The 13,060-nt window shown below is 73.3% G+C and carries 13 protein-coding genes; 7 read left to right on the top strand and 6 right to left on the bottom strand.

What is annotated here, in order from left to right:
- The first annotated feature begins 60 nt into the window (after positions 1-60).
- From ABZ854_RS22325 to ABZ854_RS22340, 4 genes are all read left to right on the top strand, one after another.
- Positions 61-756, top strand: coding sequence for a DUF4232 domain-containing protein (locus ABZ854_RS22325; RefSeq protein WP_361213631.1), 696 nt, complete (start codon positions 61-63; stop codon positions 754-756).
- Positions 757-964: 208 nt separating this feature from the next.
- Positions 965-2,206: a hypothetical protein gene (locus ABZ854_RS22330; protein ID WP_361213634.1), complete on the top strand. Its 1,242-nt coding sequence runs from the start codon at positions 965-967 to the stop codon at positions 2,204-2,206.
- Positions 2,207-2,277: 71 nt separating this feature from the next.
- The gene (locus ABZ854_RS22335; protein ID WP_361213769.1) at positions 2,278-3,531 is read left to right on the top strand and encodes an SLC13 family permease; all 1,254 of its coding nucleotides are present in this window, start codon (positions 2,278-2,280) and stop codon (positions 3,529-3,531) included.
- Positions 3,532-3,577: 46 nt separating this feature from the next.
- On the top strand, positions 3,578-4,180 hold the full coding sequence (locus ABZ854_RS22340) for a universal stress protein (RefSeq protein WP_361213637.1): 603 nt from the start codon (positions 3,578-3,580) through the stop codon (positions 4,178-4,180).
- Between the two features lie 5 nt (positions 4,181-4,185).
- On the opposite strand, the gene ABZ854_RS22345 is transcribed toward ABZ854_RS22340, so the two are convergent.
- Both ABZ854_RS22345 and ABZ854_RS22350 read right to left on the bottom strand, forming a co-directional pair.
- Positions 4,186-6,030 (bottom strand): RICIN domain-containing protein, encoded by a 1,845-nt coding sequence (locus ABZ854_RS22345; RefSeq protein WP_361213640.1) that lies wholly within the window; start codon positions 6,028-6,030, stop codon positions 4,186-4,188.
- A gap of 307 nt (positions 6,031-6,337) precedes the next feature.
- Positions 6,338-7,306 (bottom strand): aldo/keto reductase, encoded by a 969-nt coding sequence (locus tag ABZ854_RS22350; RefSeq protein ID WP_361213643.1) that lies wholly within the window; start codon positions 7,304-7,306, stop codon positions 6,338-6,340.
- 203 nt (positions 7,307-7,509) lie between these two features.
- Between ABZ854_RS22350 and ABZ854_RS22355 the strand changes: the two genes are divergently transcribed.
- On the top strand, positions 7,510-8,304 hold the full coding sequence (locus tag ABZ854_RS22355) for an endo alpha-1,4 polygalactosaminidase (RefSeq protein ID WP_361213770.1): 795 nt from the start codon (positions 7,510-7,512) through the stop codon (positions 8,302-8,304).
- A gap of 130 nt (positions 8,305-8,434) precedes the next feature.
- Here the strand turns inward: ABZ854_RS22355 and ABZ854_RS22360 are convergent, their stop codons facing one another.
- The 3 genes from ABZ854_RS22360 to ABZ854_RS22370 are packed head-to-tail and all read right to left on the bottom strand — an operon-like array spanning position 8,435 to position 10,427.
- Complete coding sequence (locus tag ABZ854_RS22360; RefSeq protein WP_361213646.1) at positions 8,435-8,929, bottom strand: flavoprotein; 495 nt, start codon at positions 8,927-8,929, stop codon at positions 8,435-8,437.
- A 55-nt stretch (positions 8,930-8,984) separates the two neighbouring features.
- Positions 8,985-9,185, bottom strand: a complete 201-nt coding sequence (locus ABZ854_RS22365) for a ferredoxin (protein ID WP_361213648.1) — start codon at positions 9,183-9,185, stop codon at positions 8,985-8,987.
- 12 nt (positions 9,186-9,197) lie between these two features.
- On the bottom strand, positions 9,198-10,427 hold the full coding sequence (locus ABZ854_RS22370; RefSeq protein ID WP_361213651.1) for a cytochrome P450: 1,230 nt from the start codon (positions 10,425-10,427) through the stop codon (positions 9,198-9,200).
- Positions 10,428-10,732: 305 nt separating this feature from the next.
- Between ABZ854_RS22370 and ABZ854_RS22375 the strand changes: the two genes are divergently transcribed.
- Both ABZ854_RS22375 and ABZ854_RS22380 read left to right on the top strand, forming a co-directional pair.
- Complete coding sequence (locus tag ABZ854_RS22375; protein ID WP_361213654.1) at positions 10,733-11,365, top strand: LysE family transporter; 633 nt, start codon at positions 10,733-10,735, stop codon at positions 11,363-11,365.
- Positions 11,366-11,465: 100 nt separating this feature from the next.
- Positions 11,466-11,915, top strand: a complete 450-nt coding sequence (locus tag ABZ854_RS22380; protein WP_361213657.1) for a nitroreductase family deazaflavin-dependent oxidoreductase — start codon at positions 11,466-11,468, stop codon at positions 11,913-11,915.
- A gap of 80 nt (positions 11,916-11,995) precedes the next feature.
- Here the strand turns inward: ABZ854_RS22380 and ABZ854_RS22385 are convergent, their stop codons facing one another.
- On the bottom strand, positions 11,996-13,021 hold the full coding sequence (locus tag ABZ854_RS22385) for a cation diffusion facilitator family transporter (RefSeq protein ID WP_361213660.1): 1,026 nt from the start codon (positions 13,019-13,021) through the stop codon (positions 11,996-11,998).
- Positions 13,022-13,060 lie beyond the last annotated feature (39 nt).

The following is a 13,060-nucleotide window of genomic DNA, read 5'->3' on the forward strand; positions in this document are numbered from 1 at the left end:
ACCCGGCGCCCCAGGCACGCGTCCGGCGCGTGCCGTGACCCTCCAGGAGTGTTGAGAGACATGGCGTACACACCTCGATCCTTGCGGCGCACCACCCTGCTCGCGGGCGCGGTCGCCGGCCTGAGCCTCCTGACCGCCTGCGGCAGCACCGACGGCCACACCAGCCCCGCGGTGAAGGTGTCGGGGACGGCGGCGCCCGCGACCGAGTCCAGCCCGGGCTCGACCCCGCACAAGAGCGCCGCGTCCAGCGCGTCCACCCCGGACGGGGGCACGAAGACGTCCGCAGCCAAGCCGGCGACCACGTCCCCGGACGGCGGGACGCGCACGTCGGCCACGAGTTCCCGCTGCCACACCTCCGAGCTGCGTGCCTCGGTGGGCCGCAACGATCCGGGGGCCGGCCAGGAGAACTTCCCGCTCGTCCTCACCAACAAGTCGGCCCGCACCTGCACCGTGCGCGGCTATCCGGGTGCGGCCTTCGTGAACGCCTCCGGCGGCCAGCTCGGCCCGGACCCCAAGCGGTCCTCGGGCACGCCGGCGACGATCACGCTCAGGCCCGGGGGGAGCGCCTGGGCGGGGCTGACGTTCTCCAACCCGGAGATCAGCGGCGCCAAGACGGCCACGCCGGCTGCGCTGCTGATCACCCCGCCGGACGAGCGGGACCACCTGAAGGTGGCGTGGACGGCGGGGACGGTCCCGGTGGGCGGGAATTCCTCGTCCGTGTTCCTGACGGTCTTCCGCCCCGGCACGGGCGCCTGACCGGCACTCCCGCACGGGCTCCCGCCCGTCTCCCCGCAGCCCCGTCGCCCGTTCCGGGCGGCGGGGTTCGTCATGAGCGCGCCACAAGTGTCACAGGACGGCAACACGTCCCGCCGGCCGCGATCTTTCCGCCGTGACGGCTCATCGAACCCCTCGACCACACAGCGAGCGGGCCTCGCGGGGCCTTGACGAGGAGTTCGGGGACAAGATGAGCGGGATTTCACGCAGGCGTGTGCTGACGGCGGGGGCGGCGGCCGGTGTGCTGGGCGCCCTGTCCGCGTGCTCGTCCGGGGGCGGGCTGTCCGTGGGCGCGAAGGACCCGGCGTACGGCCGGGGCACCACGCAGGCGCGGCCGGTCAGGAAGATAGGCGACGGCTCCACCGCGGACACCGGCGCGCAGCCGAACCAGCCGAAGCCGGTCCGGCTGAAGCCGGGCCGGAAGCCGCCGCAGTTCGTGGTGTTCTCCTGGGACGGGGCCGGCGAGCTGAGCAACAAGCTGTTCTCCCGGTTCCGCAAGGTGGCCGCCGACCACCACGCCACGATGACGTTCTTCCTCAGCGGCATCTACACGCTGCCGGAGTCCAAGAAGCACCTGTACCACCCGCCTCAGCACCCGGTCGGCGCGTCCGCGATCGGCTACCTCGCCGACCGGCACATCCACGCCACCCTCCAGCAGGTGCGCGCCGCCTGGCTGGAGGGCCACGAGATCGGCACCCACTTCAACGGGCACTTCTGCGGTGCGACCGGCGTGGGCAGGTGGTCGCCGGCCGACTGGCGCAGCGAGATCGACCAGGCCGTCGACTTCGTCACGCACTGGCGGACCAACACCGGCTTCACCGACCTCGAACCCCTCCCCTTCGACTACCGCAAGGAGCTGACCGGCGGCCGCACCCCCTGCCTGGAGGGGCAGAAGAACCTGCTGCCCACGGCGGCCGCGCTCGGCTGGACGTACGACGCCAGCTCCCCGGGCGGGCTGCAGATCTGGCCGCAGAAGGTGCAGGGCGGCCGGATCTGGGACTTCCCGCTGCAGTCGATCCCGTTCTCCGGGCACTCCTTCCAAGTCCTGTCGATGGACTACAATATGATGTTCAACCAGTCCGGCGGCGACCCGCTCGGCGATCCGGCGAAGTTCGCCTCGTGGCGCTCGCAGGCCCGCGACACCTACCTGGCCGGCTTCCACCGCGCCTACACCACCAACCGGGCGCCGTTCTTCGTCGGCAACCACTTCGAACGCTGGAACGGCGGCATCTACATGGACGCCGTCGAGGAGGCGATCGGCCGGATGGCCGCATACGACGACGTCCGCTTCGTGTCCTTCAAGCAGCTCGTGGCCTGGCTGGAGGCGCAGGACCCGGCGGTGCTGCGCACCCTGCGGACGCTGTCGCCGGGCCAGGCCCCGACGGGCGGCTGGGCGGAGTTCCTGGGCGCGGCGGGCGCCGGGGCGTCGTAGGCGGGTTTCCGGAGTCTGTTTTCATGGGCGGCACCATGAGATCGACCTGATCGACCGGGGAAGGACCCGTCCTGAACAGCTCTGCCGCCGAGGCCCTCTCCGCCGTTCTGCTGGTCGCGGTGCTCGTCTGGGCCGTCGTACGGCCGTTCGGGTGGCCGGAGGCGGTGGCGGCCGCGCCCGCCGCCGGTCTCGTGGTCGCCACCGGCGCGATCTCGCCGGCCCACGCGGGGGCCGAGGCCGCGCGGCTCGGCCCGGTGGTCGGGTTCCTGGCGGCGGTGCTGGTGCTCGCCCACTTCTGCGATGTGGCGGGGCTGTTCCAGTGGTGCGGGGCGTGGACGGCCCGCTGGGCGGCGGGGAGGCCGGTGCGGCTGCTGACGGCGGTGTTCGCGCTGGCGTCGGCGATCACCGCCGTCCTCAGCCTGGACGCCACGGTCGTACTGCTCACGCCGGTGGTCTTCGCCACCGCCGCGCGGACCGGTGTACGGCCCAAGCCGCACGTGTACGCGTGCACGCATCTGTCGAACACGGCGTCGCTGCTGCTGCCGGTGTCCAATCTGACGAACCTGCTCGCGTTCGCGGCGAGCGGGCTGAGCTTCACCCGGTTCGCGGGGCTGATGGTCCTGCCGTGGCTGGCCGCGATCGGCGTGGAGTACGTGGTCTTCCGGCGGTTCTTCGCCCACGACCTGACGGCGGCCGCGCCGGTCGCGAAGGACGCGGGCGAGCCGCCCGCGCCGCCGCTGTTCGCGCTGGTGACCGTCGGCTGCGTGCTGGCCGGTTTCGTGGTGGCGTCGGTGTTCGGGGTGGAGCCGGTGTGGGTCGCGGCGGCGGGCGCGCTGGTGCTGGCCGGGCGGGCGCTGCTGCGAGGGCGGGCGACACCGCTGACGGTGGTGCGGGCGGCGGCGCCGGCCTTCCTGGTGTTCGTCCTGGCGCTGGGCGTCGTGGTGCGGGCCGTCGTCGACAACGGGCTCGCCGGCGTGCTCGGGCATGTGCTGCCGGGCGGCACGGGGCTGCCCGCGCTGCTGGGGACCGCCGCGCTGGCCGCGGTGCTGGCGAACGTCATCAACAATCTGCCGGCCGTGCTGGTGCTGCTGCCGCTGGCGGCGGCGTCCGGGCCGGGCGCGGTGCTCGCGGTGCTGCTCGGGGTGAACATCGGCCCGAACCTGACGTACGCCGGTTCGCTGGCCACGCTGCTGTGGCGGCGGATCGTGCACCAGCACGAACACGGCGTGAACCTCGGGGAGTTCACCCGGCTGGGGCTGGTCGCGGTGCCGTCGTCGCTGGCCGTGGCGGTGGTGGCGCTGTGGGGGTCGCTGCGGGTTTTCTGAGGGGCGGGACTTCGGTGGTGCGAGGCAATTGAGGGAGGCCGACGGGATGCGTGTGATCGCCTGGCTGGTGGAGGGCACCTGGCCCGCCTGTGTGGACGCCGTGCGCGCCCATGCCCGGGACGCGTCCGAGGTGGTGCTGCTGCATGTGACCGGGCCGGAGGTGCCCGGGGTGGCGCACGGGGCGTTCGCGGGGCTGCTCGGCCGCGCGCATCCCGGCGGGCACGCCCCGGGTGAGGGCTGGGGCCGGGATCCCGGGGACCGGCTGGAGGCGCTCGGCGACAGCTCGGCCGCCGACCTGCTGGCGGCGGCGGCCGAGCGGCTGGGGCGGCCGTGCACCCGGCAGGAGCGGTCCGGGCGGGTCGAGCGCGAGGTGGTGGCCGCCGCCGAGGGTGCCGATCTGCTGGTGCTGGCCCGGGACGGCGACCGCTCCCGGCTGGGCCCGCGCAGCCTGGGGCCGGCCGTGCGGTTCGCCGTGGACCACGCGCCCTGTCCGGTGCTGCTGGTCTGGCCCGAACCGGCGCCCGCCCTGGGCACGATCCCGCCCCCGCCGCCGCACCACCCCGGCGAGCGGCCTCCCCACCCCGGTGAGCGACCTCCCCACCCCGGCCGGCCGCCGCACCCACCCGGGCCCCCGCCGCAGCACCCCTGAACCGGTCAGCGGCCCCAGTGTCCGCCGTGACCGCCGCCGAAACCTCCGGTGCCTCCCGAGCCGTCCTGGCCGCCCGGGTAGCAGTAGGCGGGGTAGGTGGCGCAGAAGCCGGAGAGGGAGGGGGACGGTGCCGGCCGCGGGGCCCGGCGGGTCGCCGTCGGGGCGGGCGTCGAGGGTGACGGGCTCGCCGACGGCCGGGGAGCGGCCTTCGGAGTCGGCGTCCGCGACGCCGTAGATCCGCTGTCGGTGTCCCAGTTGACGATCTGCATCCGCAGGTCGGGCTGGGCGGTGTCGACGGTCCAGTGCTGGACGGAGGTGTTGGCGCGGTTCTTCAGGACGAGGGAACCCGAGCCGTCGGTGGCGGCCGGCGTGAGCGCCAGGTCCTGGTCCCAGCGGGGCACGAGGGCGCCCTGCAGCGTGAAGTCGTAGCGGACGCTCCTGACGGCGTGGCCGCTGTCCGCGCAGTCGGCCAGCACGACCGAGTACCCGAGGTGGGAGTCCAGGCACAGGGCGGGTGCGGCGGCGCTGCGCAGACGTCCGTCGGGCTCGTAGACCCACTGCTGGTCCGACGCGGAGGAGCAGGTGGCCAGTTCGGTCTCCGCGCCCTTGACGGCCTTCTTGCCGACGACGGCGACGCACAGCCCGGAGGCGACGTTGTGCAGCCGGCCGCGCAGGGCGCCCTTCGCGGTGCCGTTCGCGCCGGCCCAGGACGGGCCCGGACTGGCCGTGTCCTTGCCGGGCGCCCGGGAGGGCGTGCCGCCGGGGCCTGGTGCGGGGCCGTCGCCGGAGCCCAGCACCGACCACAGGACCAGCGGAAGCACGACGAGGCCGCTGACGGTGGCGACGGCCAGCGCGAGGTTGCGGCGCCGGGGACGGGGGGCGGCCCGACGTGCCGAGCGGTGCGAGGGGCGGGGGGTGGACGCGCCGGGCGGGGCGCCGGGCGCAGCCGGTGACGTGGTCGCCGCTTCTGCCAGGGGCGCGAACGCTTCGCCTCCCCAAGGCAAGGGGACTTCGGGGGCCGGCTCGGGCCGCGGGTCCGGTCCGGCGCTCTCGCCGGCCCGGCCGGGCCGGGACTCCAGGTAGGCGCCGGCGCCCCAGCCGAGGACGGCCTCGGCGAGCGCGAGACCGAGCCCCGACTCGAACCGCGCGAGCTGGTCCCCGGTCCGCCGGCAGTGCCGGCAGCGGGCCAGGTGGTCGTTCAGGTCCGGATCGATGTCGACGCCGCCGCGCCGGAAGGTCACGTCCAGCATGCGCAGATAGCGCAGGCACTCCTGCTCGGGGGCGAGTTCGCGGTGCGCCTGCAGGCATTCCTCGCGCAGCCGTTCCCGGGCCCGCCGCAGTTCGGCCAGGGTGTCCTCCTCGTCCAGGCCCAGCAGTGCGGCGGGGGCGGACAGGGGTTCGGCCTCGACCTCGGTGTGCCAGAGCACGGCGCGGGCGGTCTGCGGCAGCCGCTGGAAGGCCCGGGAGAGCATGCGCCGGCCGGCGGGCGGGAGCAGCCGGGCGGCGGCCCGCTCCCCGGCGGCGGTGGGACGCAGCGCCGGGTGGAGGAGGTTCTGTCGGCCGTCGCCGTCCCATTCGGCGGCGATACGGCGGACGGTGACCAGCAGATGGGGCCGCCAGGCCGCGGACGGCCCGGAATACCTGAGGGACTCGCCGAACAGGCGGGTGAAGGCGGCCGTGGTGAGCATTCCGGCGGCACGGGTGCCGTCGGTGCAGAGCCGGGCGTAGGCGAAGGCCGCCTCCCAGTGCCGGTCGAGGAGTTCGCCGACCGGATGCAGGGCGGGTGCCGTTCCCGTCCACTTCTTCAGCGCGGCACTCAGTTGCTCGTCCGAGGCATCTGCGTCTTTCACGGCTGCATTCCTCCGGGCGCGATACGAATTGGTCCATACCGAGGGGTATGCGACCCGATATTCGGCATCTCTGACGTCCGCCGTCGGCAGCTCTTTCGAGGCGTGGGGGGTGGCGTACGGGAGCGCGATCGCGCACACCTTTGCACAGGCCGGCAGCTTGGAACAAGAGATCCATCGCTTTTCCACAAAACAAACCGCCCGCGTATGTTCGACTAATTGTCAATTAACGCGGTGAGTATGGCGAGCGGTGAATTGCGGACCGGTCCGCGCGGCACCCGGCGTGTGCCGCACGGACCTGGTGAACCGCTCAGTGGCCGCTGACGGCGTGCGGCGTGTACGGCTCCTGGAGTTCCTCGATCTCCTTGTCGCTCAGCTCCAGTTCGACGGCGGCCACCGCGTCCTCGATGTGCTGCGGCCGGGCCGCGCCGACGATCGGGGCGGTCACCGTGGACTGGTGCAGCAGCCAGGCGAGCGCCACCTGGGCCCGCGCCACGCCCCGGTCTCCCGCGATGCGGGTGACCGCTTCCACAATCGCGCGGTCACCCTCCTGGTAGAGCCGTCCGCCGAAGTCGTCGTTGCTGCTGCGGCCGGTGACGGTTCCCCAGTCCCGGGTGAGGCGGCCGCGGGCCAGCGGGCTCCAGGGCAGCACGCCGACGCCCTGGTCCGCGCAGAGCGGCAGCATCTCGCGCTCCTCCTCGCGGTAGAGCAGGTTGTAGTGGTTCTGCATGGAGACGAACTTCGTCCAGCCGTGCCGCTCCGCCGTGTACTGCGCCTTGGAGAATTCCCACGCGTACATCGAACTCGCGCCGATGTAACGCACCTTGCCCGCCTTGACCAGGTCGTGCAGCGCCTCCATGGTCTCCTCGACCGGGGTGACGTGGTCGTAGCGGTGGATCTGGTAGAGGTCGACGTAGTCGGTGCCGAGGCGGCGCAGGCTGTGGTCGATCTCCGTCATGACGGCCTTGCGGGACAGCCCGGCCCCGTTGGGTCCCGGCCGCATCCGGCCGTGCACCTTGGTGGCCAGCACGATCTCGTCGCGGTTCGCGTACTCGCGCAGCGCCTTGCCGACGATCTCCTCGCTGGTCCCGTCGGAGTAGACGTTGGCGGTGTCGAAGAAGGTGATGCCCGCCTCCAGCGCCTGCCGGATCAGCGGGCTGGACGCCGCCTCGTCGAGGGTCCACTCGTGCGTGCCGCGGTCGGGCAGTCCGTAGGTCATGCAGCCCAGACAGATCCGCGAGACGTCCAGGCCCGTCGAACCGAGCTTCACATACTGCATCGTTGCTGCTCCTGCCTTCCAGGCGATGGTCAGTCAGGAGCGTACGTGGTGGCGTGGGGCGGGCTTGACGACGACCGCGCGGGAACGCTTGGATCCGGGGTGTGAGGGAGGAAACGGGCGTCGCCGAACATGTTGCGCGCGGCGGTGGCCGTGTCTCCCGGAGGACCGTCCGCTCCGCGGCGGCCGCCCTGGCCGCGTCCGTCCTGGCCCTCTCCGTCCTGGCCGGCTGTGCCGGGGACGGCGGGGACGGCGCTGGCAGCGGACGCGGCAGTGCCTCGCCGACGCACGCCGCCGTGCGGCTGCCGCCCCGGCACGCCGGGTTCGACTACCAGATCGGCGGCGCCTACTCCCCGCCCCCGGGCGTCCGGATCGTCAGCCGCGACCGCTCCGACTCCCCCGCGCCCGGCCTCTACAACATCTGCTACGTCAACGCCTTCCAGGCCCAGCCAGCCGAGCGGTCCTCCTGGCCGGCCGACCTGCTGCTGCGCGACGCCCACGGCGAGGTCGTCATCGACGAGGACTGGAACGAGCCGCTGCTCGACCTGCGCACCCCGGCCAAGCGCCGGCGCGTGGCAGCACGCGTCGACCGGTGGATCGACGGCTGCGCGGCCAAGGGCTTCGACGCGATCGAGCCGGACAACTACGACAGTTACACCCGCTCCCGTCATCTGCTCACCGCCGCCGACGCGACCGCCCTCATGAGGCTGCTCGTCCGGCACGCGCACGCCCGGCACCTCGCCGTCGGGCAGAAGAACACGGCCGAACTGGCGGGCCGGGCCCGGCGGATCGGGCTGGACTTCGCGGTGACGGAGCAGTGCGGGGCGTACGAGGAGTGCGGGGTGTACGCCGGGGCGTTCGACGATCGGGTGGTGGATGTCGAGTACACCGACGCGGGGTTGCGGAAGGCGCTTCGCTGGGGGGCGCGGATCAGTGTGGTGCGGCGGGATGTGGGCGTTTCCACGCCGGGGAGTTCGGGGTACGTCCGTAGGACTCGGTGAGGTTTCCTCCGGTCGGGCACCGTTGTTCCTTGGGTGCGGCGCCGTTGTGGCATGTCGCGCCCACGCGGCGGAGCCGCATGTCGACACAGCCCCGCGCCCCTTCAGGGCGCTGCCCCGAGGCGGCGTTCCGTCAGTTCAGTAGGTCCAGTGCTTCCTTCCAGGTGGAGTCCGGGTCTTCGGCTATGCGGATGCCCATGGCGCGGAGGCGGGTCAGGGCGGCCTGGTAGGCGGGGTGGGTGGTCAGGGCTTCTGTCACTCGGGGGAGGACGGCGGTCGGGATGTTCAGGCCGGCGGTCTCGCAGAGGGTGGCGACGGCGAGGGTGTCGGCTATGCCCGCCGCCCATTTGTTGATGGTGTTGAAGGTCGCGGGGGCCACGATCACGGCGTCCGGGGCAGGGAAGGGACGCGGGTCGTCCGGGGTGCGCCAGGCCGAGCGGATGGGGCGGCCGGTCTGGGTCCGGACCGCATCGGTGTCGAAGAATCCGTTCATCGCGAGCGGCGTGGCGATGACCCCGACCTCCCAGTTCCGCTCCTGGGCGGCGGTGATCAGTTCGCCGATCCCGGAGGCGGAACCGGCCGCGCAGACGACGACGTAGAGGAAGGGTTTCCCGGCGTGTTCGGTCATCCGGGAACCCTACTCAGGCCTGCCGCGGCCGGTACCGCGGATCCTCCGCGGGCGGTCAGTCGCCGGCCGGGCCGACCGTGATCGCGCTCACCGGGCAGGCACGGGCCGCCTCCCGGACCATGGTCTCGCCCGCGCCGTCCGCGCGGCCGGGGACCAGGGTGCTGTAGCCGTCGTCGTCCTGGGTGAACACGGCGGGCGCGGCGAGCGCGCACTGGCCCGCGCCGATGCAGCGGTCCTTGTCGATGTCGATGTGCATGACGGCAGCCTCTTACCAGGTCACGGGGAGTTCCAGCATCCCCTGGATCGTGTCGCCGGGTTTGAAGGGGATCTCCTCGGGCGGGGCGGCGAGCCGCAGCGAGGGGAAGCGCCGGAGCAGGGTGCCGAGGGCGATCTCCAGTTCGGCGCGGGCCAGGTTCTGGCCCAGGCACTGGTGGATGCCGAAGCCGAAGGCGACGTGGTGGCGGGCCGGGCGGTGGAAGTCCAGGGCGTCGGGTTCGGCGTACTGGTCCGTGTCGCGGTTGATCACCGAGGTGCTGAAGAGGACGCCTTCTCCGGCCCGGATCGTGGTGCCGTCCACCTCGACGTCCTCCAGGGCGACGCGGGCGAGGCCCTCCGCGATGGACAACATGCGCATCAACTCCTCGACGGCGTCGGGCAGCAGCGCCGGGTCGGCGCGCAACTCGGCCAGCCGGTCGGGGTGCTGGAGGAGCGTGAAGGTGCCGAGGGAGATCATGTTGGCGGTCGTCTCGTGCCCCGCGACGAGCAGGATGACGGCCAGCGAGACGAGTTCGGTCCGCTCCAGCAGGCCGTCGCGGTACTGCCGGTGGACGAGGCCGTCGAGGATGCCGTCGCCGGTCGCCCCGCTCGCGGCCTTGCGGTCGACGAGGTCGCCGAGATAGGCGTCCAGCCGCTCCCGGGCCCGTTGGGTGTCGGCGGCCGTGGGACCGCGCAGCAGCCGCCGGGACTGCTCCTCGAAGAACTCGTGGTCGGCGTACGGCACGCCGAGCAGATCGCAGATGACCATGGACGGCACGGGCAGCGCGAACGCGGAGACCAGCTCGGCGGGCGGCCCCTGCTCGGCCATCCTGTCCAGCAGTCCGTCGACGATCCGCTGGATGGCGGGCCGCAGTTCCGTGGCGCGCTTGAGGGTGAACGACGGGATCATCATCCGCCGCTGGGTACGGTGTTCGGGGTCGTCGGCGCCGAGGAGGGCCACCCTGCGGTCCCGTACGGCCGCGAACCGGGCGGTCGGCGAGGGGAAGCCGGCCCGGCGCCGGTCGCTGGACAGGCGGGGGTCGGACAGCAGCGCGCGGGCGGCGGCGTGGCCGGTGACGAGCCAGACCTCGCGGCCGTCGTAGAGGGTGACGCGGGACAGGGCCCGGCCGTCGCGCATCGGGGCGTAGGCGGTCGGCGGGTGGTAGGGGCAGGTGCGGTCCTGGGGGAAGGCGACGGGTTCGGCCGGGATCGCCGGACCGGTGGTGTCCGTCAGTTCCGTCATGGAAAGACCTCGCAGACGTTGGTGCGTCGTGCCGATGGTGCCTCGTACTGATCTTCATTAGATGCCCCGGGCATCTATGGGGCGACGGCAACTTCGGCCAGATCGGTGATCCGCGGGATCTGGCCGAAGACGAGGGGTGCGAGGGGCGGTTCCACGCCGAAAATCCGGTTGCCCCGGGGGCGGCGCGGGCCGCAGGATCTGTCCATGTTCCGCACCGCCACCCCGCTGCCGCCGTCCGCCGTCTGCCTCGCGCCGCGGCTTCAGCAGCAGCCGGGCCGTCCCGTCAGGCCCGGTCCCGCGCGACCGTGACGGCCGCGCTCACGGCGGGCCTGCTCGCCGGGTACGGCATCGCCGTGCCGGTCGGCGCCGTCGGGACGTACCTGGTGTCCCTGACCGCGCGCACCTCGCTGCGCACCGGCGCCTGCGCCGCCCTGGGCGTCGCGAGCGCCGACGGTCTCTACGCCCTCCTCGCCACCGTCGGCGGCTCGGCCCTCGCGGCCGCGCTGCGCCCGGTGCTGGCCCCGCTGCGCCTGGCCTCGGCGCTGGTCCTGGCGGCCCTGGCGGTGTGGGGCGCGGCCGGTGCACTGCGGCAGTACCGCGCGCGCCGGCCGGCGACCCGGGCGGAGCGGCCGGTTCCGAGCGCCGCTCGCGCGTATCTCGGCCTTCTCGGTGTCACCCTGCTCAATCCCGTCACGGTCGTGTACTTCGCCGCGCTGGTCGTCGGCACCAGCACCGCGGAGGCCGTACGGCCGCTGGACCGGGCCGTGTTCGTCCTGGCCGCCCTCGCCGCCTCCGCGAGCTGGCAGCTGTTCCTGGCCTGCGGCGGGGCGCTCCTCGGTCGCGCGCTCACCGGGCGGCGGGGCCGGCTGGTGACGGCGCTGCTGTCGAGCGGCGTGATCCTGACCCTGGCGGTCCGCATGGCGGTGGCACCGGGGTGATGGGGTGCCCTGGATGAATCGGGGCGCGGCCGGTGTTGGATGAAGCTGGACGTCAGCCGTTGACACGTCGGCGGAGCCGGCAGGAGAAGGGACGGATGCCATGCCTCTCGAGGGCGAGTACGAGCCGAGCCCGACGCAGTGGGTGCGTGAGCAGGTCGAGCTGTACGAGGGTTCCGGCGGCACCAAGGGGACGACCCTGCGCGACACCGGGCTGCCGGTGATCGTGCTGACCACGCGGGGCGCGCGGAGCGGGAAGATCCGCAAGACTCCGCTGATGCGGGTCGAGCACGGGGGACGCTACGCGGCGGTGGCCTCGGTGGGCGGGGCGCCCAAGCACCCGGTGTGGTACTTCAACGTGACGGCCGATCCGCGGGTGGAGTTGCAGGACGGGCCGGTCAAGCGGGACATGAGGGCCCGGGAGGTCACCGGCGCGGAGAAGGCCGCCTGGTGGGAGCGGGCGGTGGCCGCGTTCCCGTCGTACGCCGACTACCAGGAGAAGACGTCGCGGGACATCCCGGTGTTCGTGCTGGAGCCGGTCGACGGGAGCTGATTTCCGGCCGGGAACCGGCAGGTTTTAGAAATATCTGTGTTCCGTGCGCATGACCGGGCTCCGGGTTGGGCACGCGTGCGTCAGGCCCCGCCGCGTTCCCCCGTCGCGGCGGGGCTCTCCCGTGCCTCCCCGGCGGGCCGGTCGGTCACGTCGAGGAAGACCTGGTTCGCGGCCGGCAGGTCGTGGGCGAGGGACCGCTTGATCCGTACGGCGACCTCCTCGACGCGCTCGCTGTCCAGGCCGGGCACCAGGTCGATACGGGCGGCCACCAGGGTGGCGTCCAGGCCCATTTTCATGGTGAACAGCGCCTCGACGCTGTCGATCTCGGGCTGTCGCTCCAGGTGCTCCTGGATCCGGCGGGCCAGCTCCGGGTCGGCGGCCTCGCCGATGAGCTGGTCGCGGGCCTCGCGGCCGAGCCGGTAGGCGACGTACACCAGCAGCGCGCCGATCGCGAGCGAGGCGGAGGCCTCCCAGGCGACCTGGCCGGTCACCATGTGCAGGGCCATGCCGATGAGGGCGAAGGTGACGCCGAGGACCGCGCTGCCGTCCTCGGCGACCACCGTGCGCAGCGCCGGATCGCGCAGGGCCTTGCGGCCGCCGCCCTGGCGCACCTGGTGCAGCGCCCGCAGCAGGGAGGCGCCCTCGGCGAGGAGGGCCACGCCGAGGACGATCAGGGCGGCGACGTACCCGGTGAACGTCTCGCTGGTGTCCTCCCGGAGCGCTTCGAAGCCCTGGAAGAAGGAGAAGCAGCCGCCCATGACGAAGATGCCGACGGCGGCGAGGAGCGACCAGAAGAAGCGCTCCTTGCCGTAGCCGAAGGGGTGCCGTTCGTCGGCGGGCCGGCGGCTGCGGCGCAGCGCGGCCAGCAGGAAGATCTCGTTGAAGCTGTCGGCGACCGAGTGGGCGGCCTCCGACAGCAGCGCCGGCGAGCCGGCGAACACGCCGCCGAAGGCCTTGGCGGCGGCGATCAGCAGATTGGCGCCGAGGGCGACGTAGACGGTGAGGCGGGTGTGCCGGTCGCCCTGAGAGGGCCGGCTGCCGCCGGGGGCGGTGGGGGCGTCATCGGGCGCGTCGGCCCGCTCCTGTTCCGAGGGTGTCCGGGTCACTCCCGCCGACTGCCCCCGAGCGGGTGGATCACACGGTGC

This window comes from Streptomyces sp. NPDC047028 (genome assembly GCF_040644095.1).
In the GTDB taxonomy this organism is placed as follows: Bacteria; Actinomycetota; Actinomycetes; order Streptomycetales; family Streptomycetaceae; genus Streptomyces.

What these genes read in the sequence shown, in the direction of transcription:
- ABZ854_RS22365 (WP_361213648.1), bottom strand. Translation starts at nt 9,185, where the DNA reads ATGCACATCGACATCGACAAGGACCGCTGCATCGGCGCGGGCCAGTGC.
- ABZ854_RS22325 (WP_361213631.1), top strand. Translation starts at nt 61, where the DNA reads ATGGCGTACACACCTCGATCCTTGCGGCGCACCACCCTGCTCGCGGGC.
- ABZ854_RS22350 (WP_361213643.1), bottom strand. Translation starts at nt 7,306, where the DNA reads ATGCAGTATGTGAAGCTCGGTTCGACGGGCCTGGACGTCTCGCGGATC.
- ABZ854_RS22330 (WP_361213634.1), top strand. Translation starts at nt 965, where the DNA reads ATGAGCGGGATTTCACGCAGGCGTGTGCTGACGGCGGGGGCGGCGGCC.
- ABZ854_RS22360 (WP_361213646.1), bottom strand. Translation starts at nt 8,929, where the DNA reads ATGACCGAACACGCCGGGAAACCCTTCCTCTACGTCGTCGTCTGCGCG.
- ABZ854_RS22340 (WP_361213637.1), top strand. Translation starts at nt 3,578, where the DNA reads ATGCGTGTGATCGCCTGGCTGGTGGAGGGCACCTGGCCCGCCTGTGTG.
- ABZ854_RS22380 (WP_361213657.1), top strand. Translation starts at nt 11,466, where the DNA reads ATGCCTCTCGAGGGCGAGTACGAGCCGAGCCCGACGCAGTGGGTGCGT.
- ABZ854_RS22370 (WP_361213651.1), bottom strand. Translation starts at nt 10,427, where the DNA reads ATGACGGAACTGACGGACACCACCGGTCCGGCGATCCCGGCCGAACCC.